12 protein-coding genes are annotated in these 22,140 nt (G+C 40.1%); 8 read left to right on the top strand and 4 right to left on the bottom strand.

The window, feature by feature from the left end:
• Positions 1 to 225 precede the first annotated feature (225 nt).
• From addB to IEV52_RS13200, 4 genes are read left to right on the top strand one after another with little or no spacing between them, the layout of a single operon-like run.
• Positions 226 to 3,729 carry a helicase-exonuclease AddAB subunit AddB gene (gene addB, locus IEV52_RS13215; RefSeq protein ID WP_188402991.1) on the top strand — a complete coding sequence of 1,168 codons (3,504 nt, stop codon included), beginning with the start codon at positions 226 to 228 and terminating at the stop codon, positions 3,727 to 3,729.
• Positions 3,726 to 7,463: a helicase-exonuclease AddAB subunit AddA gene (addA, locus tag IEV52_RS13210; protein ID WP_188402990.1), complete on the top strand. Its 3,738-nt coding sequence runs from the start codon at positions 3,726 to 3,728 to the stop codon at positions 7,461 to 7,463. Before addB ends, addA begins: the two co-directional genes overlap by 4 nt.
• Before the next feature lie 11 nt (positions 7,464 to 7,474).
• A complete protein-coding gene (locus IEV52_RS13205) occupies positions 7,475 to 8,656 on the top strand; it encodes an exonuclease SbcCD subunit D (protein WP_188402989.1) in 1,182 nt (393 codons plus the stop codon).
• Positions 8,653 to 12,060: an AAA family ATPase gene (locus IEV52_RS13200; RefSeq protein ID WP_188402988.1), complete on the top strand. Its 3,408-nt coding sequence runs from the start codon at positions 8,653 to 8,655 to the stop codon at positions 12,058 to 12,060. Before IEV52_RS13205 ends, IEV52_RS13200 begins: the two co-directional genes overlap by 4 nt.
• 38 nt (positions 12,061 to 12,098) lie before the next feature.
• Here IEV52_RS13200 and IEV52_RS13195 read toward each other — a convergent pair whose 3' ends face one another.
• From IEV52_RS13195 to IEV52_RS13185, 3 genes are read right to left on the bottom strand one after another with little or no spacing between them, the layout of a single operon-like run.
• A complete protein-coding gene (locus IEV52_RS13195; RefSeq protein ID WP_188402987.1) occupies positions 12,099 to 13,229 on the bottom strand; it encodes a Ger(x)C family spore germination protein in 1,131 nt (376 codons plus the stop codon).
• Positions 13,226 to 14,320 (bottom strand): GerAB/ArcD/ProY family transporter, encoded by a 1,095-nt coding sequence (locus tag IEV52_RS13190; protein ID WP_205724010.1) that lies wholly within the window; start codon positions 14,318 to 14,320, stop codon positions 13,226 to 13,228. Before IEV52_RS13190 ends, IEV52_RS13195 begins: the two co-directional genes overlap by 4 nt.
• A complete protein-coding gene (locus IEV52_RS13185) occupies positions 14,317 to 15,882 on the bottom strand; it encodes a spore germination protein (protein WP_188402985.1) in 1,566 nt (521 codons plus the stop codon). The genes IEV52_RS13190 and IEV52_RS13185 overlap by 4 nt, the downstream gene beginning before the upstream one ends.
• A 163-nt stretch (positions 15,883 to 16,045) precedes the next feature.
• On the opposite strand from IEV52_RS13185, the gene IEV52_RS13180 reads away from it, so the two are divergent.
• A complete protein-coding gene (locus tag IEV52_RS13180; RefSeq protein WP_188402984.1) occupies positions 16,046 to 16,717 on the top strand; it encodes a hypothetical protein in 672 nt (223 codons plus the stop codon).
• 15 nt (positions 16,718 to 16,732) lie between these two features.
• Positions 16,733 to 17,809 carry an efflux RND transporter periplasmic adaptor subunit gene (locus IEV52_RS13175; RefSeq protein ID WP_188402983.1) on the top strand — a complete coding sequence of 359 codons (1,077 nt, stop codon included), beginning with the start codon at positions 16,733 to 16,735 and terminating at the stop codon, positions 17,807 to 17,809.
• 17 nt (positions 17,810 to 17,826) lie between these two features.
• Here IEV52_RS13175 and IEV52_RS13170 read toward each other — a convergent pair whose 3' ends face one another.
• On the bottom strand, positions 17,827 to 19,584 hold the full coding sequence (locus tag IEV52_RS13170) for a B12-binding domain-containing radical SAM protein (RefSeq protein ID WP_188402982.1): 1,758 nt from the start codon (positions 19,582 to 19,584) through the stop codon (positions 17,827 to 17,829).
• Positions 19,585 to 19,776: 192 nt separating this feature from the next.
• On the opposite strand from IEV52_RS13170, the gene IEV52_RS13165 reads away from it, so the two are divergent.
• Both IEV52_RS13165 and IEV52_RS13160 read left to right on the top strand, forming a co-directional pair.
• Complete coding sequence (locus tag IEV52_RS13165; protein ID WP_188402981.1) at positions 19,777 to 20,661, top strand: fumarylacetoacetate hydrolase family protein; 885 nt, start codon at positions 19,777 to 19,779, stop codon at positions 20,659 to 20,661.
• A gap of 36 nt (positions 20,662 to 20,697) precedes the next feature.
• Positions 20,698 to 22,122 carry an NAD-dependent succinate-semialdehyde dehydrogenase gene (locus tag IEV52_RS13160; protein WP_188402980.1) on the top strand — a complete coding sequence of 475 codons (1,425 nt, stop codon included), beginning with the start codon at positions 20,698 to 20,700 and terminating at the stop codon, positions 22,120 to 22,122.
• The last annotated feature ends 18 nt before the right edge of the window (positions 22,123 to 22,140 follow it).

The following is a 22,140-nucleotide window of genomic DNA, read 5'->3' as shown; positions in this document are numbered from 1 at the left end:
GTGTTAACCGGTGTCAGGAAAAATCTCTGTATTGCGTTAAAATTAGATAATATAAAAAGTGAGGAAAACCAGCTGATGATGTAGCTGTTTTTCTTTTTTTTATGAGTGATGCCCTTTAAATACCAGCTAGTCAGTGCTTGTTTTTCAACATACTAGACTTTGCCGTACTACTAGAATATGAGATAATAGAAACAGAATTTGTGTGCGGAACAGGGGTTGAACATAATGAGTTTTCAATTTATTTTGGGACGATCCGGCAGCGGAAAGTCCCACTCTGTCTTTAAGGACATTCAAAAGAAACTTAAAGACGATCCGTCTGGGAATCCTATTATCTATCTAGTACCAGATCAGATGACTTTTCAATCAGAATACAAGCTTGCATCAAGTCCGGGACTAGCAGGTATGATGCGGGCGCAAGTATTTAGTTTTTCAAGATTGGCGTGGCGTATTCTTGGTGAGACCGGCGGAATGACAAGAATGCATATTACTTCAACTGGCATAAGAATGATGCTTCGGAAAATTATTGAACATAAAAAAGAAGAACTGAAAATCTTTAGAAAAGCATCTGAACAAAGCGGATTTTATGAATTGCTAGAGCTTATGACAACAGAGCTGAAACGATTTTGCGTAAGTTCAGAGGAGCTTTCATGGAACGCCGAGACTCTTCTTTCACTAGGTCAAAAAGAGAAAAATAAAAAGGTCCTAAAAGACAAATTAGCAGATTTGAGCATCATCTCTGGTGCCCTGGAAGCAGCACTTGCCGGGAAATATATAGATTCAGAAGATTACTTAAGTCTTCTTCAAGAGAAGATGCCTTATTCAGAGACCATTAGGAATTGCGAAGTGTACATAGATGGATTTCATTCTTTTACACCTCAGGAACTTGAGGTTGTAGCAGGCTTAATGTCACATGCGAAAAAAGTTACTATAGCACTTACAACAGAGCAATCGTATCTTGCAGAATCAGATCCACATGACCTTGATCTTTTTCATATGACAAAAAAGACTGTTCAAGTTCTCATGCAAAAGGCAAAGGAACTTGGTGTGGAAATGGATGAACCCGTCTTGCTTCAGGATAAACCTAAATTTACATCAAAGGCGATTGCTCATATCGAAGAACAATATGACAGAAGACCGTCTATTCCATCATCGAGTCTGGAAGGCATTCATGTCGCGGCCGCTGTAAATGTCAGGTCCGAAATTGAAGGAGCTGCCAGAAAAATTGTAGAGCTTGTTCGTGATAATGGATACAGATACCGTGACGTTGCCGTAATGGTTCGAAATGCTGGAAGCTATCAGACACTTATTGAGACCGTGTTTGCTGATTATGGTATCCCCGTGTTCCTGGATCAGAAAAAATCTATGCTTCATCATCCGCTTATTGAACTGATCCGTTCTTCAATAGATGTTGTTCTAAAGAATTGGCGTTACGAAGCGGTTTTCCGTGCTGTTAAAACAGACATGCTTTATCCGCTAGATGAAATTAGAAAAACAACATCTGAAATGAGACGTTGTATGGATGAACTTGAGAACTACGTATTAGCTCTGGGGATTCAAGGGAAAAAATGGACTGATCCAAAACCTTGGAAGTATAAAAGGTTCAGAGGATTTGAAGCAGATGACTTTGGAAAAACAAGCCGTGATGATGAAAAAGAACAGTTGATCAATGATTTGCGGGACATGATCGTGTCCCCTCTAAACAGATTGTCAAAAGATCTATCAAAGAGCAAAACAGTGCTCGAATTCTGTAAATCTCTTTATAAATACTTAGAAGATCTCCATGTGCCTATGAAGCTGGAACGACTGAGACTTCAAGCAGAATCATCAGGAAGATTAAGAGCTGCCTCTGAACATGGGCAGGTTTGGAACGCAGTGTTAGGTTTGCTGGACGAAATGGTAGAGTTGACGGGAGAAGAAGAGCTTCCAAAAGATACATGGATGCAGATGCTTGAAACTGGTTTAGAGAGCATGAAATTTGCACTTGTTCCCCCTTCACTTGATCAAGTACTGGTAGGAACCATGGAGCGTTCGCGTTTTACGGACGTAAAAGTAAATTTTGTACTAGGTGTGAATGATGGAGTAATTCCTCTTAAGCCTAAAGATGATGGTTTATTATCTGAAGATGAGAGAGAAGCGCTTGAACGAAACGGAGTAGTACTCGCGCCTTCAGCACGCAGAAAGCTGTTAGATGAACAATTTATTATCTATCTTGCGCTAACAAATGGAAGTGACCGTTTGTATGTTTCCTATGCACTTGCAGATGAAGAAGGAAAGACGCTTCAGCCTTCAATGGTTATTCAGCGATTGCATGATCTTTTTCCGGCACTTAAAGAAGAGCTTTATCAAAATGAACCTGATTCAAGAGAAGATGTAGCCTACGTACAGCATCCAGTGAAAAGTGTCTCTTATTTAAGTGCACAGCTTCGGGAATGGAAAAAAGGTTACCCGATTTCTCCGGTTTGGTGGGATGTGTACAACTGGGTGATCACTAATGATCAATATGACTATTACGCGAAACGCGCCCTATCAAGTTTGTTTTATTTAAACCGTGAAGCACCTTTAAGCCCTTCGGTATCAAAGGAGTTATACGGTGAAAAGATCTTGACAAGCATCTCTAGAATGGAGCTTTTCCAGTCTTGTCCGTTTTCACAGTTTATGTCATATGGTTTGAAACTAAGAGAACGTCAAATGTACAAACTGGAAGCACCTGATATTGGTCAGTTATTTCATGCTGCATTAAAACAAATGAACGATGCACTTCAGCAGCGGAGAGTGTCTTGGAGCGATCTCTCTAAAGGAGACTGCTACAGAATGGCAGGGGATATAGTAGAACTGCTTGCTCCTCAGCTGCAGCATGAAATTTTATTAAGTTCTAACCGGCATCTCTATATAAAGAAAAAGCTTAAAGAAGTAGTTGGGAAGGCATCGCACATTCTAAGTCAGCATGCTAAGGCAAGTGGATTTACGCCTGCTGGTCTTGAACTTGCCTTTGGAACAGGCGGAACATTGCCTCCGTTATTGTATACATTGCCGAACGGAACGACGATGGAAGTAATCGGGCGTATTGATCGTGTGGATACAGCAATGAGCTCCAAAGGTCTTCTTATGCGGGTGATCGATTATAAATCTAGTTCAACAGGTTTAAACTTAGCAGAGTTGTATCATGGAATTGCTCTGCAGATGCTAACCTATTTGGACGTAGCTGTAACACATTCTCAAAACTGGCTTGGTGAAGAATCCATACCGGCGGGTGTTCTTTACTTTCATGTTCATAATCCGCTTCTAAATCAAAAGAAACTTCTCAGTGTGGAGGAAATAGAGAAAGAAGTGCTCAAAAAATTTAAGATGAAAGGCCTTGTATTAGCGGAAGAAGAAGCGGTACAGCTCATGGACAATACGATGGAGCAGCGTTCTTCCATTATCCCTGTAGCACTAACGCAAAAAGGATTTCACAAGTCTCATTCTTCTGTTGCAACTGCTGATCATTTCCAGACGATGAGAAAGCATGCACGAAAAATGGCGGTTAATAGCGGAGCCGGTATAACGAACGGTGTTATAGATATATCGCCGTATGAAATGAAGAAAAAAACACCTTGTACATTTTGTTCCTATAAACCCGTTTGTCAGTTCGATCAGACACTCGAAGAGAATCAATATCGTCAGCTTCGTTCTGAGAAAGATGAAATCATATTAGAAAGAATGCAAGAGGAAGGAGGGAAGCTCAAATGAAAACATTAATCCCAAAACCTGAAGGTACCACTTGGACGGACGAGCAATGGCAAGCCATCCAAGCAAGAGGAGAAAACATTCTAGTCGCAGCGGCAGCTGGTTCAGGTAAAACAGCCGTTCTCGTTGAACGGATCATCACCATGATCCGGGAAAAGACAGCAGATGTTGATAGACTGCTTATCGTAACGTTTACGAACGCAGCAGCAGCTGAGATGAGAAAACGTATAGGGGAAGCAATTGATAAAGAATTATCACAGAACCCTTCTTCTCTGCATTTAAGAAGACAGCTGAATTTATTAAACAAAGCTTCTATCTCCACACTGCATTCTTTTTGTATTGAAGTGCTTCGTAAACATTATTATGAAACAGACCTTGATCCTGGATTTCGAGTAGCAGAAGAAACGGAAGCAGAGCTGATTCGTCAGGAAGTTATCGAGGAACTTTTTGAAGAGGAGTACAGCAAAGGGGAAGACCATATCTTTTATCAAGTTGTAGATGCTTATAGTTCTGACCGAAATGACATGGAACTCCAAAAGCTAGTGCTGTCACTCTATGATTTTGCGCGGAGTCATCCAGATCCTGATGAGTGGCTGGATCAAATGGCTGAAACGTATCATGTGCAAGCTTCTACTATTGATGAACTGCCGTGGACAAAAGAACTGCTGTTTGATATCTCGCTTCAGATCGAAGGCCTAAAGTCGTTGACAAATAGGGCGCTTGAACTAGCTGAGTTGCCAGGGGGACCTCTAGCATATGCAGAAACGCTTAAAAGTGACTTATCCTTTATCGATCAGCTAGCCAGTGCCAAAGACAGCTGGAATCATCTTTATGAAGTATTTCAAACGTATGATCCTCCTAAATTAAAGGCGGTACGCGGAAAAGAAGTAGATGAAGAACTAAAGAATAAAGCAAAAGCGATGAGAGACACCATTAAGAAACGAACGAGTACGCTTAAAGAAGAATATTTTGAACGTCATCCCGATTCCTATGTCGTTCATATTGAAGAGATGGCACCCGTCGTAAAAGAATTGTCTTCTTTAGTAAAAGAGTTTGGACGAAGGTATCAAGAAGCAAAACGTGAAAAATCACTCGTTGATTTTGGTGATCTGGAACACTATTGCCTCCAAGTGTTAAAAGGTGAAGGTTCAACGATGGATTCTCCCGTTCCATCAGATGCAGCTATTGAGTACAGAGAAAGATTTGTTGAAGTTTTAGTCGATGAATATCAAGATACAAACTTTGTGCAGGAATCTATCGTTCGTCTAGTTTCCAAAGACGGTGAGGCAGGTAACATGTTTATGGTAGGTGATGTGAAACAGTCTATCTACCGGTTTCGTCTTGCTGAACCGCTTCTCTTTTTATCTAAGTATAAACAATTTACAAAAGAAGGCGGCAGTGGTTTAAGAATCGATCTAGCTAAGAACTTTAGAAGCAGGAACGGAATTCTGCAGGCGACTAACTATTTGTTCAGACAGATCATGAATGAGACGGTTGGAGAGATCGAATACAGCGAGGACGCTGAACTAAAGCTTGGTGCCAGCTATTATCCTGAACAGGAAGGCAATGAACCTGAATTGATCCTTATTAATAAAAGTAACCCTGTTGTTGATGAGGAAGGTTTAGAGAACGGCGAAGTGGAAAAAACAGATCTGGAAACAGTGCAGCTAGAGGCGCGTGTTATCGCAGAAAAAATTAAAGAGATCGTTGGGACGACAGGAAAATCTCCTCATCTTATTTTTGATAAGAACACAAAGGCGATGCGTCCAGCAAAATATAAAGATATAGTGATGCTTTTTAGGGCTACCTCAGTCTGGGCGCCTGTTATTTTAGAAGAATTTAAACAGCAGGGAATTCCCGCTTATGCTGAGCTTTCAACAGGTTATTTTGATGCGACAGAAATCCATGTCATGATGTCATTATTAAAAGTAATCGATAACCCGCTGCAGGATATCCCTCTTGCAGCGGTTCTGCGCTCTCCGCTCGTCGGTATGACGGGAGAAGAACTTGCTATAGTCAGGCTGAAGCAAAAACAAGACAACTATCTGGGTGCTGTCGAGCTGTATAGTGAAGAAGGTGAGATTCCTGAAATTAAAGAAAAAGCTTTAAGGTTTTTACAGCAGCTGGAGGCTTGGCGACACCGAGCTCGCCAAGGTTCACTTGCTGACCTCATCTGGGATATCTACAGAGAAACAGGGTATTTCGATTATGTGGGAGGATTAGCTGGAGGGAAGCAGCGTCAGGCAAACTTGAGAGCATTGTATGACCGGGCTAAAATGTATGAAAGCACATCGTTCCGAGGACTTTTCCGGTTTCTTCGTTTCATTGAAAGGATGCAGGAAAGAGGTAAGGACTTAGGTGCAGCAAGGGCATTAGGAGAGCAAGAAGATGTTGTCCGTGTGATGACCATTCATAAAAGTAAAGGTCTAGAGTTTCCGATCGTGTTTGTTGGAGGTCTTAACAAACAATTCAACACAAGAGACTTGAATGAGAAAGTATTGCTTCATAAAGAACTTGGTCTTGGAACTCAATATATCAATCCTGAATATCGTGTGGCCTATCCAACACTTCCGAAACTTGCGATTGCGGGCAGAAAGAAGATGGAACTTATAGCGGAAGAAATGCGTGTATTATATGTAGCACTTACTCGTGCCAAGGAAAAATTATTTCTAGTCGGTACTGTAAATGATTTAGAAAAATCTGCAGCTGCTTGGAGTGATTCCCTTTACGAAGAGAGCTGGCTTTTGCCGGACTTTGAACGTGCGGGTGTCAAAAGCTACCTTGATTGGATTGGCAGAGCGGTCATTCGCCATAAGAACGCTGACCCTCTTTTATCAGTTCTCGGAACAGGTGAAAAAGGAAGAGGCGAAGTGTATATTGATGAAACAGATTGGAAGATTACCATTCTCAGGGCAAGCGAGTATGAAGAGTTAGAGATTGAAGAGAAACAAAAACAAGAAGAATTGCTTACTAAGCTGCAAAACAGTGAACCAGTAGATCTTGTCAGTGAAGATTATGATGAGATTAAACGCCGATTGGAATGGGGTTATACCTATATGCAGTCAACGTATACCCGGTCAAAGCAATCTGTTACAGAGATCAAAAAACAATATCAAGCTGATGAATATAGCAGTACAGATCTAGTGAGAGCTGCTCAACAAGTCATACATGAACGTCCTCAATTTATGCAAGAAACACAGTTGAATGCAGCAGAAGTCGGAACAGCCATGCACATGGTTATGCAGCATGTAGACTTTACAAGGTCATCTTCTGAAGAATTAAAAGAACAGCTTGCTGAAATGGAAGCGAAAGAGATGCTCACGGCAGAACAAGTACAACATATTCAGGTCCATCAGATTCAGCAGTTTATAACAGGGCCGCTCGGAAAGAGAATCATAGAGAACGGCAGCTTAAAAAGAGAGATTCCGTTCAGCATGGCACTTCCATTGTCTGAGATTCAAAGAAAATGGAGCTTAAAAGAAGAACATGTACTTGTACAAGGTGTAATTGATTGCCTTCTTGAAGAGGAAGATGGATTTATATTAATTGATTATAAAACAGACAAAATCACAAATCGGTTTACAAACGGTTTTACTGGAGCAAAAGATACACTCTTAGACCGATACGAAATGCAGCTGACACTTTATTCAAAAGCAATAGAAAGAATTTTAAAGAAGCCGGTCAAAGAAAGCTATCTCTACTTTTTTGACGGTGGGCACATTCTTCAAGTGAAATAAGGAGGGATACGATGCGATTGCTTCATACCGCTGACTGGCATCTGGGTCGTTCGTTAGAAGGACGAAGCAGGCTGGAAGAACAGCAAGCTTTCTTGGACGAGCTTGTAGAGATTGTTAGAAGCGAAAAGATAGATGCCGTACTTATGGCAGGGGATGTATTCGATACGGTGAACCCGCCGGCTGCGGCTGAGCAAATGTTTTTTGATGCACTTGCACGGATCAGCAGAAAAGGAACGTGTCCCTTTGTGGCGATAGCAGGAAATCATGATCATCCAGACCGGCTGGCAGCATCATTCCCGCTTTCAAAAGAATTAGGCATCACGCTTGTCGGACTGCCGACGTTAGAGCTGCAGCGAGTTCCGATTTCAAGAACAGCGGAGATGCTGGAAATTGCAGCTCTCCCTTATCCATCAGAATCCCGTTTGAAAATGCTTTTAAGTGAATCGGCAGAAGAGCTTGATGTTCGAAATCAATATGATGATTGGGTAGATTCCTATTTTAAAAGAATCACTTCTAAGTTTCAGCCAGGGAATGTACATATGGCCATGAGTCACATTTATGTGGCAGGAAGCAAAGAGACGGATTCAGAACGTCCTGTTCATATTGGGGGGGCTTATACGGTTGCTGCAGAAAGTCTGCCTGAAGCAGCTCAGTATGTAGCATTAGGTCACCTTCATAGACCGCAGATCATTAAACGGGCTAAAACAGAGGCTCGATATTCAGGGTCGCCACTTTCTTATAGCTTTTCAGAAAGTGGACAAACCAAATCTGTAACCATTATTGATGTTGAACCTGCTCAGCCAGCGAAAGTGGAAGAGATTCATTTGAACTGTGGAAAGCCTCTTGTTGCATGGGAAGCGAGAAATGGATTAACTGAAGTGTTTCAAGGAATTGAGGAAGGACTGCATCATAATTGCTGGGTTGATCTATCTGTTCACGTTCAGGACGCCCTTTCGATGGAAGAAATCCAGAGACTTCGAAAAGCTCATGATGGACTCGTTCACATTAAACCTGTTTATACAGAGACAATTGGAGAGCAGATTTCCGTTTCTGCCCAAAAACTTCCTGTAGATGAATTGTTCTCAACCTTTTATAAGCGGCAAACGGGTGGGGCGGTTCCTGATGAAGAATTGCTCTCTCTCTTTCTTGACCTAGTTGGTGATGAAGATACGGAAGGAGAGGAAGCCGGATGAGACCCATATCATTAACCGTATCTGGACTGCAAAGTTTTCGTGAGTCACAGGAAGTTCCGTTTCATGAGCTCTGTTCAGGTGGTGTATTTGGAATCTTTGGGCCAACAGGAAGCGGTAAATCAACAATCCTAGATGCTGTGACTCTTGCTCTTTATGGAAAAGTTGAACGTGCTGCGGGTGGAACTCATGGGATCATGAATCAGGCTGAAGATAAACTTTCTGTATCTTTTTCCTTTCAATTAGGGGAAGGAAGTCAGCAGAAGAAATACAAAGTAGAACGTTCTTTTAAAAGAAGCGGAGAACATTCTATCCGTACAACCACTTGCAGACTAATAGAGATAGCCAATGATGAATCTGTTGTTCATGCTGATAAAGAAAGAGATGTAACCCGTCTGGTTCAGGAACTAATCGGACTTACGATTGATGATTTTACGCGTGCGGTAGTACTGCCTCAAGGTAAATTCGCTGAGTTTTTATCGTTAAAAGGGGTTGACAGGAGGCAGATGCTGCAGCGCTTGTTTCAGCTTGAAAAATATGGTGATGTATTAAACCTTAAGCTAAGGAAAAGGTCGGATGAACAGAAAAATCGTTTCAATGAGATCTTAGCTGAGCAAGCCGGTTTAGGTGAAGCATCATTAGAGACGTTGGAGAACGCGGCCCTCCTTTTGAAAGAAAAAGAAGAAAAACTGCAGATTGTCTCAGAACGTTTAAAAGAAGAAGAAGAGAATGTTAAGACTCTAGTATTATTATGGGATGCTCAAGTTCAAAATGAAAAGCTTCTAAAAGAAAAGGATGAACTGGAAAAGCTGCGGCCGGATATGGACCTCTTACAATCGAATCTTAATCGGGCTGTACAAGCTGACAGGTTACAACCTTATGCCGATGCGTGGAAAATCTCGGTTTCTAATGAAAAAAGGATTAGAGATGAGCAAGAACAGCTTCAAAAACGTACAGAAGAATTTAAGAGTTCTTTAGTGGAGCACGAAGTGACATTTAAAGCTGTAAGGAAGGCAAGAAGTCACGAAGAACCTGCTTTAATTGAAAAAAGAAGCTCACTAAAAGAAGTTTTTGAGTGGGAAAAAATGGTTAAAGAAAAGAATCAATCTTTAGCTATCGAACGAAAAGAACATGAAGAATTAGTTAGTGCGTATGATGAGTTAAAACAAATAGAGATTGAGGCTGCACGAGTTTTAAAGCGAGGTAAAGAGAAGCAGTCAGCTTTAAAAACCGAATTGTCTGAGATCGAAATTAAACAGGATGAACGCGGCATCTATCAGCAAGCGGTCCTTTTAGCTCAACGCATAAAAGATGTAGATTTAGAACTCCAAAAGCATTTAAAAGAAATGGATGCAACAGAAAGTGAAATAAATGAAGCGGAACATAAAAAAAGTATCCTTCACCGATCATATACAGAGAGTCTGGATAAAGGAAAAAAGCTGTCAAATGATATTCAGCAGCTATACGAAGAGGTTTGGGAAACAATTCGAGAAAACGAGCAGATGACTTATTCTCTTCAAAATGAACTTTCAGTCTCAAAACATAAGCAAGAACAGTTAAGAATCAATCATCTGGCTGCTCAGCTCTCAGCACAGCTGAAAGAGAATGAACCATGCTCAGTTTGCGGCTCCACTGTTCATCCTTCTCCCGTTGATTACAATGATCATCAGGAAGTTGCAGAATACGGAGACAAGATACAAGAGTTAGAGAAATCAAATGAATCATTAAAAAGTCACTATTATCATTTAAAGCATGATAGCGAGATCCTGGAAAAATGCTCGCAAAAATTATGGAACAGGCTGGATTTGGCAGTAGCAGAAACGGCAGCTGCTGAACATAGCATAACAATCGAAGATACGAATGAGAAAAATGTATTTTCATTCCTTCAGGTTGACAGCCATATTACAAAAGCTAAAGGCATCCAGCAAGACAGAAATCAACTTGAAGGACGCCTTGATTCTTTAATAAACAAACTTGACGATGAACAAAAACTATTAGTGCGTCTCTCTTTAACACTTGAGAATGGTGAGAAACAAAGAGAAAAGCTAAGAGCGCAAATTTCTTCTATTCAAGAAAAGAATGAAGAGTTTCTTTCAGAATGGAAACAGGCTGAGATCCCTTTTTCTCCTGATAGCCTGAAAGAAAAACTTGATGTTTTCCAGAAAAGAGAAAATCGCCAGGCGGAAATCCACAAAAGCCTAACCGTAGCAGATGAATTCTTAGATCAGCAAACAAACAAGCTGGAATCCGCAAGAGAAGAAAAAGCTGAGAAGGAAACCTATATAAAAATCTGTTTCAATCAGCAGGATATGCTTATAAAAGAAATTCAGATTTTAAAAGGCAAGATTACTAATAGAATTGGTGATCAATCTGCACAGAGTGCCTTAGATCATATAGAAACCCAATTAAACAAACTAAAAGAAAATTATTCCCGAGCGGAAGAAGCGTATGAAAAATCGAAGAATCAATATTTAGATTGTGACAAAGCATATCATACGATTATCCAGCGCTTGATTGATGCACAAGAAAGAAGAGAGAGAGCTGAAACTGAATGGGAAAAGCACTTGAAACAATCTGATTTTAGTTCATTTGAAGATTTTGAATGCAGCTTGACCAACGAGGATATTCAGAAGAAATGGGAGTTTGAATTAGCTGAATACCGAGATCAACGGAAAGCGAACACAGCTTCACTTCTGGTGATAAAAGAAAAATTACCATCCGAAACATTAACGGCTGCACAGGTACAACATGCTAAAGAGCAGTTGGAACTGTTGAAAAAAGATACGGATGATACACGGGAAGCTGTTGGAGAAGCAAGGCAGCAATGGATAACAATCGAGAAGAATCATAATCGTTTTAAGGAACTTGAAAAAGAAAAAAATAAAGTAACTAACTTATTAGAACAATTAGGCAAACTGCAAAGTGTTTTTCGAGGAAATGCCTTTGTTGAGTTTATGGCAGAAGAACAGCTTCATCATGTTACCCGTGATGCTTCAGGCAGGCTTGCTAAACTGACAAGAGGAAGATACGCAATTGAAGTTGATTCGAGCGGCGGTTTTGTTATACGGGATGATGCTAATGGTGGTATCAAGAGACCTGTTACTTCATTGTCTGGGGGCGAAACATTCCTGACATCACTTTCATTAGCGCTTTCACTATCTGCGCAGATTCAGTTAAGAGGAAAGTTTCCGTTACAGTTCTTCTTTTTGGACGAAGGCTTTGGTACTCTCGATCAAGAGTTATTAGATACGGTTGTAACCGCACTTGAAAAAGTACAGATGGAAAACTTCTCGATCGGTGTTATTTCACATGTGCCGGAGCTAAAAGCGCGTTTAACAAAACGACTTATTGTAGAACCTGCAGAACATTCCGGCCGAGGAACACGTGTTAAATTAGACCAACTATAATAAGAAAAGGGTTCAAGGAGATTTCCTTGAATCCTTTTTTATTCAATAATTCCGCTATCGACAATATTAACATCGATTGAAGCAGTAAATTTTGTTTTTGGATATTCTTTTGCCCAGTCTAACTTTTTCCATGTCGGGTAATGGAATGCTATCATTTTTCTTCCCACACCATATGGATCACTGTTCATTTTTTGCAGTCTGTTTATGACTTCTTGAGCATCTTTTGATAATCTTTTTGATAAAGCTTTTTCCAATTTTTCTATCTCCGTAGGCGAGCTTAATTTATCAGGTGGGTACTCTGTTACAACTACTTTTGTTTTTAGTTTTATCTGTGCAGAAATTTCTCCTGTTGGTGAAACCTTTACACTAAAATGTCTTTTGTTTTTTTGAACTTTTATGGTGGCATAGTTTAAAACATTCTGATTTTTTTTGTTCGATATTTTTTTTGTCGTAGACATAAATACAGTAGATGATTCTCCAGTCATCATCGTGTAGACTACGGACAAAGGCTCTTTTATCGTTCCAACCATCTTATGGCCGTTAAAAAGAGCTACTCCACCTACTTTCACCGTTTTGATCTTATCTCCCATAGGTTCTAAATAAGGAAGAGCAAAATCTTGGCCAGGATCAAACATGAGAGGACATATCGTCTGTATGTTTTCTTTTGGTACAGTAGCCGATTCCTCAGCACTTATAATGGAGTCTCGCAGATACTCTCCAACCCCTGTAGAAGTCTTGGTTTCTTCGAATTTAGTACTGATTACGTCTGCAGCTCTTCCTTTAGAAACAGCTAATTTTGCATTTAATGCTGATTTCGGATCTCTGTAAAATACATCCAATAAATGATAGATGTCTTTTTTGGCTGCCTTTTCGCCAAAAACAACAACTTGATTTTTTGATGCTTCTAATCTTTCAGTAACCTTTCGATCTAACCGCAGTCTGGTTTGACGTGCCGTAAAACCAGTTGAGGAAAAAATTAGATCCGCCACCTTGCTTTGGCCTGCTTCAACTGCAACTGCCTGAGGAACAGCTGCAGTCCCAATAACTTTATCATCTTTTGTATAATCAAATCCGCCAGCTGTTATAAGCTTTGTTTGGTTCAGCATTGTTTGATCCCAGCAGCCTGTTAAAAGAAAAAGTATGGGTAAGAGATAAGTAACTTTTTTCATGAGGAAGCTGTTCCTTTCTCGTTCTTTTTCCTTATTACGGCAATCAGCAAAAACAGGATAGGTGATATACCTGAAAAAAACAAAGATGTTAAACTGACATATTTATTCCATGCAGCGATCTCAAGTTTTTCGTTAGGAATGATAGCGATCAAACCACAAAATAAAGCAATAAACGGTGCAGCAGATTGATGATTCTGCAGTTTGAAAAGTGTTTGTACACCCTTAGCGACAACAAACAAATAACTGATAAATGACGTCGCAACGGAAATGATCCATACGGATAAAAAAATTAAATCTGTTCGTTCAATAATACTGAATGAAAATGCTTTTAACATGTATAACACGGGTTCTGGAATGATGATAATTTCCAAGGGGTTGAAATAGATGAAAGTTGTTACCACGATAAAAAGGTATACCAATGTTACACAAAGCGATCCGAATGAAATAGCTTTTAACATTTTGTTGGCTGAACCGGATGTATAAGCCAAAAAAACAAGTGCAACGTCAAATCCCAATAATGCGACAACAGCATCTGAAGAGCTTTTTAGGATATTCGAAAGACCTGCTTGTCCAACCGGTAAAAGGTACAAAAAATGAACATCTGTGTAAGCATATAAAATTAAACCAAGCAGTACGAGCAAAAGAGGGGTAACAAGAGTATAAAATCGGGCAAGTTCCCTTGGAGTGCTTGTTATAAAATAAGAGCCAGAGAATGCCATTATAAAAATAATTACCCAGTGGGGTGTTTCGAATAAGATCCACTTACCTACGATGTTGTTGTACATAGCTAATAACAATATAGAGATGGCCGCAAAATGCAATGTGTAAATAATATTAAATACCATTCCGAGATTTTTACCCATAATTTTAGGGAGAATTTCAAAAATCGTTTTTTGCGGAAACCTCGCACACAATTTCCAAATGGCAAGACAAGAGAATTGAATTAGGATACCTGCAAGTATCAGAGAAATCCAGCCGTCTACTTTTGCTTTTGAGAACAAAGAGTAGGGCAGGGAAAGGACTCCTACTCCTATTTGTGTTTGAACAATCAAAAAAAACAATTGTCTGTGTGTAATATTGTGGCTGTTCATGACTTTTTTTCCCACTTTCGCACTTGGTTGTCTAGACTTCTTTTCTGAGCGTCTAGATCTTGTGGCCTTCGGTTCATAACCCAGAAAGGTGCTCGGATGATAGAGTCTTTTAGGTCTTTCAAACTTAATGGTGCAATGGGAGCAAAGTATGGTGCGCCAAATGTATACAGTCTGCACAAATGAAAGAGCAGAATCATGAATCCAAATACGATCCCCACAAAGCCCATCGTTGCTGCTGCAATCATAAATGGGAAACGCAGAATTCGTACAGCGGCACTCATTTCGTTGGATGGTACTATATAAGCCGCAATAGCTGTAACGGCTACGATTATAATCATGAGGTTTGAAACGAGACCTGCCTTAACTACTGCATCACCGATTACAAGTCCTCCAACGATCGCAATCGTTGAACCGATCCTGGTAGGAAGTCTGATGGATGCTTCCCGTATTAATTCAATCGTTAACTCCATCAGCATCGCTTCAAAAAGGGGAGGGTATGGAATATCCTCAAGTGAACTCTTGATCAGGAGGATAAGTCCAAAAGGGATTACTTCAAAATGGAAAGAAACTGTTGCTATGTAAACAGCTGGCAGCCCAATCGCTATAAAAAAGCTAAAAAGACGAATTAGACGGAAAAAAGAACCGATAATCCATCTATTGTTGTAGTCATCTACGGATTGATAGAAGGTGAAAAAGTTAACAGGCATGATGTGTGCAGTGGGTGACGTGTCATAAACTAAGGCGATACGGCCTTCCATGAGATTTGCTGCCACACGATCTGGACGTTCTGTACTTACCATTTGCGGAAAAAAACTAAACGGTCTGTCTTCTATGCTCTCTTCTAGGTTCCCTGGGGCATAGATACCATCAGCCTCTATTGATTTAATTCTGTTTTCAACCTCATTTACATAATCAGGGTTAGCGATGTTATCAACATAAACAACCGCAATTGTTGTGTGTGTTTCTTTTCCAACCCTATAATACTTTACTTTTAATTTAGGGGTTTTCAATCGCTTTCGAATAAGAGCAAGGTTGATGGACAAGTTTTCTATGAATCCATCATGTGCTCCTCTTAAAATGGTTTCATTATCTGGTTCAGTAATATCACGCTTCGTATCAACCGGAGTAGACACAGAATAAAAGCATGCCGTATCTTCAGTGAAAACAAGGGTATGTGATTGTAAAAGCAAAGATTGAGCCATTGTCATGTCCGTGTGCTTTGTTAAATCAAGTTTCCCCATTTTTCTGAGCGAGTCCATGCCGATTTCATTACTTAACTCAAAAAGCGGGTTTAAGATCTGATCTTGAATAAGCTTTCTATCAATAATAGACTCAATATAAAGCAGGGCCACACGGGAATCGTCAGAAGGCAGTTCTATCCATTGTGTAATAAGGTCTTCAGTGGAAGCAAACGGCTCCTTGATTTGAGCTACAATATCCTCTATGGTTTGCTTTTGCTCTATTTGACTTTCTCCAACCTCGTTGTAAGTTTCGGTTTTGTCTTCCTTTTGAACAGAGGCAATTATTTGCTTAAGCTTTTTAGGTTTTTTAAAAAAAGTCATAATGAACCTCATTCCGATTCGCAATAATTTAGATTAGTTTTTGTCTAAATCATGCCTTTATGCGGATATGGGACTATTTTTCATGAATTGACTCAGAAATTGTCATTATGAGTAAAAATTTGTGATAACATAGACAGATAAAGAAAGAGAAGGAGGAGGCCTCATGACAGGAAGAGCACAAATTATTCCTGCTTTAACTAAGCCTTATACATATTTTTCGTTATACAAAGAGTGGAAAGAAAAAGAGGGGTTTTGGATCAGATTTTTAGCTATTTTAGCGGTTAGCGGACTGCTTCATGCACTATCCTTTTTTGCAGCTTTTCCCTCGTTCAAGACTCTTGCGTTTGTAGAAGCAGCAAAACTTTCTGGAGCGGAACAAGACCTTCTTCGATATTTGTTATCTTTAGCTGGCGGGGTATGGGGATTAATCGTTCCGTTAGTAGCCATACAGTCTGGTACGTTATTTTTATATTTTTTCTTCCGTGATATCGGCTATAAAGCTCTTTTTTATGTTATGAGCTTTGTTTATATCTTGTTTTTATTGGGACTTCTTTTTGAACTGCCATTGCAGTTTGCGACGGGAGCTGAAGAAGTAGTTCAGCCGTTAGGTTTTGGTTTTGCTGGTGTGTTATTTTTTAAGCATGGTTTTTGGCAAGAGCTTTTAAACTTAATTAATGTGTTTACGATATGGGGAACGGTTGTTGTGTATTTTGCTTTACGTCAATTGTCTTATAAAGAGAAGAAATATTGTTTAATCGTAACAATCGGCTTTTCTTTATTTTTTAATTGTATCTTTTCGTTATACGCTGCACTCGTTAGCGGACAATTGGTTTAAGGGGGAAACAAGCAGATGAACAGACTAAAATGGATCGCAGCAGCTTTGATGGTTGTTCTCCTTATCGTGATGAACGTTATGATCTTTGATAAAAAAGAGTCTGCAGCTATTGAAGCTCCTAGAATGGAGACTGGCGTTTCTACACAAAAAGATTTTGTAAAAAAACACGAAGTTACGGGTGTTGCACAATCAAAGAACACGTTTAATATATATCAAAACCATTCACTTGGTCATATAAAGGAAATAATCGTAGCAAAAGGTGAAACCGTTACATCTGGTCAGACTCTTATTACGTATGAGAATAAAGAGATCGAAAAGGAAATCCGAGAATTAAAGAGAGACCAAGAAGCTGCAGATGTGCGCGCTGATCATTTCTCTAGTCAAGTTACGAAATGGCAAAGTGAAATATCCAGTTTTGATGATGAGAAAGACAGTGCAGATGCAAAAGTGCTGATTCAAGAGCAGTTGGCAGAAGCTGAACTTCAGAGTGATCTCGCTGAGAATGAAAGTTCTGTTCTTAATGAAGAGATAGCAGAGTTAGAAAAACAACTTGAAGCTCTTTCGATAAAAAGCCCTGCAGATGGCATCGTATCTGAAGTGAATGGTATTGGCAGTGAGGATCCGCTTTTAACTATCGTTGGTCAAGGGAATTTCGAGTTGGTTTCAGAAATCGAACAAAATATAGCATCGATGGTTAGAACAGGAGATTCGGTCGTAATCATGTCTTCTGATACAAAAAAGGTAAACGGAACGGTTCAAACGGTATTGCCAAATGAAGAAAGTAAGAAGTTTAAGATGACTGTTTTAGTTGAAGGTGAAGCTGCCTGGACAGAAGGTCAAACGGGAAAAATCTTTGTGACAGAAAAGCTGGCTGAAAATGCAGTCAGCGTACCACAACAAGCTATTCTTAAAGATGACGGAAGTACCTATGTTTTAACAATTGTAAAAAATAAAATATATAAAATGAAAGTTTCAACGGGGATACAACAAAAAGAGGATGTCCAGATTAAAAAGGGACTTAAAAAAGGTCAAGCCATCGTGTTAAACCCTTCACCGGTTTTTGTTTCTGGACAGCCTGTTCTAAAAAAATAATAAAAAAGGGATGCGATTTACGCGTCCCTTTTTGTTTGGAGAGATGATTTTGAGGCTGTGAAAATTTTAGTGCTCTGCTGTTTCGGATCAAATAAAGCAATCAGCAAGTAATCATTTTCCTGGTGGGGCTGCAGTTCGTCTGACAATGGATCGATCGCCGTTTCCGTAACAAATGCGTGTTTGTGAATATCTTTTTCAGAAAGGGAAGGGAAGCCATCGATCACTTCAGGGAATTGAGCAAGCATAGACAGGATTCGTGAATTCTCTTCTTTATTTTGCGTGTTTTCCCACCACGGTTTACGAGGCTTAAACTGCTGCCGTTCTAAATAATCAAGTTTCATCAAGCTTTCGGCAACTGGCAGTGCCTCAGGAGCCGATTCTCGCAAAAAGCCGATCAAGCGGGTGAACAAATCTTCTAACTGATGTCCGATTCTGGACCAGCCACGTGTTTCCCAATACGTACCGAATTCCTGGAAGAAATCAAATGGTGATTCAAACACGTGCTGGATCAAGTATTTTACCGTATGATCCATTCGATGATCATTCCAATACTTTTCGAGAACATCTTCTACTTGCTTGATCCGGATAATCTCATCGAAGGTTAACACATTGTTGCCAAGAATCTCATATGGAGAGTGATCCATATAGACATAGTCATGCTTTTCAGCTGTAAGTCGCAGTCCTGTTCCTCTCAGCATTTTTAGGAAACCTAATTGAACTTCCTCGATACCAAAAGCAAATACATCGTTGAACGTTTTACGGAACGAATTGTAATCTTCTTCTGGCAAACCAGCGATCAAGTCTAAATGCTGTACGATTTTTCCTCCGTCACGTACTGTCGTAACCGTACGTGTAAGCTTTTCAAAATTTTGTCTCCGCTGAACAAGTTCGTTAACTGCATCATTCGTGGATTGAACACCGATCTCAAAACGGAACAAGCCTTTTGGAGCATGTTCATTTAAATATTCAATAACTTCCGGCCGCATAATATCAGCCGTGATCTCGAACTGAAAAACAACACCCGGTCTTCGGTTTTCAATTAAGAAAGAGAACATATCGAGCGCATAATCTCTGCGAATGTTGAATGTTCGATCTACGAACTTAATTATCTTCGCACCGTTATCCATTAAAAAGATCAAATCGTCTTTAACAAGCTGCGGATCAAAATATCGGACGCCGACTTCAATTGAAGATAAACAGAAGGCACATGAATATGGGCACCCACGGCTTGTTTCAAAATAGGTTATTCGTTTTGACAGTGATGCTATATCCTCCTCGAAACGAAACGGAGATGGAACTGTCTTTAAGTCTAGTTTCTCACGTGGACCGTTAATCTTTGGTTTTCCATCTTTTCGAAAGCCAAGTCCAGCCACGGATTCATATCCAGCATTGTTTTGAATCTGAGTCAATAGATGCTTAAACGTCTCTTCACCTTCGTTCACTACGATAAAATCAACTTCTGGGATACGATCCAGCCAATGCGCCACATCGTATGAAACTTCAGGCCCCCCTAAGACAATCTTTGTTTCTGGCTTTATTTTCTTAAACATTTGGATAACCTTAATCGTTTCTTCAATGTTCCAGATATAACAGCTAAAACCGAGAACATCAGGGTCTTGGCTATAAAGATCAGTGACGATATTAAGTGAAGGGTCTTTTATCGTAAATTCTCGAATCACTACGGGAAATTCCGGCTCGCTATAAGCTTTTAAATAGCGCAAAGCAAGACATGTGTGTATATATTTAGCATTTAACGTACTTAGTACTGTTTTCATTTTTTTATAACCTCATTATCGTACCCGATATTAACGGGTGTTTTAGATGACATACTATTTTACCATATTTTGAAACGAAGCAAAAACTAGTATTGATTCGCGATACAGCAAATTTCTTTACGGTGCTAACATGAACAAGATATAGTAGAACTAATTACAATGTAAGCGTTTAGAAGGAGGAATCAGAATAGAATGAAATTGGTTACGGCAGTTAATATCGATAAGCCTTTTATTGGAGTTGTAAGGGCAGAACAGGTTATTAATGTAACAGAAGTTGCGGCTAGCATGGAAAAAGACTTTCCTGCTTCATTACTCGAAGGAATTATAAGCGGGGAGGACTTTTTGACTCGGATTGAAGAACTTGCTCGTTCAGAGGAAGCAAGAAATCATACATATTCAACGAATGAAGTTAACCTGTTAGCCCCTATTCCTCGGCCATCTAAAAATGTGTTCTGTATCGGTAAGAACTATCGTGATCATGCGATCGAAATGGGAAGTGAAGCGGATATCCCTGAAGATATAATGGTATTTTCTAAAGCGCCCACTTCCGTGATTGGGCATGAGACAGGAATCCCTAGTCATTCTTCTATAACGGAACAACTTGATTATGAAGGTGAGCTTGCAATCATTATTGGAAAAACGGGTACAGGTATTACAAAAGAAGATGCGATGCATCACGTGTTTGGCTATTCGATCATTAATGACATAACGGCTCGTGATCTTCAGCAGAAACATAAGCAATTTTTACTCGGCAAAAGCTTAAATGGAACTTGTCCGATGGGACCTTGGATTGTCCACCATTCTGAAGTACCTAATCCTGAGAACCTTTCTATCCTGACGAAGGTAAATGGGGAAGTGAGACAGGAGGGCAACACTTCTGATTTTATATTTGACATTCCAACCATCATTGCTGAGCTCTCTAAAGGAATGACGCTCGAAGCAGGAGATATTATTGCCACAGGAACACCTGCTGGAGTAGGAAAGGGCATGAAGCCGCCTGTATTCTTAAAACGTGGAGACGTAATCGAAATTACAATAGAAGGAATCGGGACACTTCGTAATGAAATAGTAGAATGACGCCGAATTAACTAGTTACATAGAGGAGGAATTCACATGGAAAAGCTGCTTTATATTAACGGAACTTGGACAGGAAACTCTCTTGAAAAAATAGAGGTATTTAATCCTGCAAACGGTGAAGTTGTCGGAACAGTGCCGTCTTGCGGAAAAGAAGAGACGGATGCTGCAATCGATGCGGCACATGAAGCTTTTTCTGACTGGTCAAAGCTAACTGCCTATGAACGAGCTGAATACCTCATGAAACTGCATGACTTGATGATCGAACAAAAAGAAGAACTTGCAGAACTGATGACACTTGAGATGGGTAAACCTTTAAAAGAATCAGTTGGTGAAGTCATGTATGCTGCATCCTTTATTAAATGGTACGCAGAAGAAGGAAAACGGATATATGGCAGAACCATTCCTTCAAGTGCTGGAAATAAACGAATGCAAGTGTTGAAACAGCCTGTAGGAGTTGTTGCAGCAATCACGCCTTGGAACTTTCCAGCTGCCATGATCACGAGAAAACTGGGTCCTGCACTTGCGGCCGGCTGTACGTTTATTGTGAAGCCGCCTAAAGAAACTCCATTAACAGCTATTAAATTAGTCGAACTTGCAGACCAAGCCGGTTTTCCGAAAGGTGTTATCAATCTAGTAACTGGATCCTCTTCGGTGATCGGAAAAGCGATTATGGATAGTGAAAAAGTTAGAAAAGTAACATTTACCGGTTCCACAGAAATCGGAAAAAAACTGATCGAGCAAAGTGCAGCTACGGTAAAGAATGTATCCATGGAACTAGGCGGTCATGCCCCTGCAGTCGTACTGGATGATGCAGATCTGAAAAAAGCAGTGGCTGGAATCGTAGCTTCCAAGTTTCGTAATGCTGGTCAAACGTGTATTTGCATTAACCGTGTGTATGTGCATGAGAACGTGTACGACGAATTTGTTGCACTAGTTGCTGCAGAGGCTAAGAAACTAAAAGTTGGCAACGGGCTTGAAGAAGGGACGGATATCGGACCGATCATTAATAAAGACGGTTACGAAAAGATTTCTGAGCATGTAGAGAACGCAGTTGCGGGCGGAGCAGAGTGTGTGACAGGCGGAAAAGGAAAAGCAGAGAACGGAGCTTATTATTATGAGCCTACAGTGTTGAAGAACGTAACACAAGATATGCTCATTATGAATGAAGAGACGTTTGGACCAGTTATTCCTATCCATAAAATTCATACGGTCGAAGAAGGTATCAAGCTTGCGAACACTAGTCCATTTGGATTAGCAGCATACGTTTATACAGAAAACATGTCAAAAGGTACTAAAATAGTTGAAGGTTTAGATTATGGAATCATCGGCTGGAACGATGGTGTCCCGTCTGCAGCTCAAGCACCGTTTGGCGGTCTGAAAGAGAGTGGACTCGGACGTGAAGGTGGAACTGAAGGAATGGAAGCTTATCTTGAAACGAAATATGTAAGCTTCGTCTTATAAAACAACTTTTAAGGAACC

It is taken from the genome of Fictibacillus barbaricus (assembly GCF_014635025.1).
GTDB lineage: Bacteria > Bacillota > Bacilli > Bacillales > Fictibacillaceae > Fictibacillus > Fictibacillus barbaricus.
This window is presented reverse-complemented; position numbering and strand designations above follow the sequence as displayed.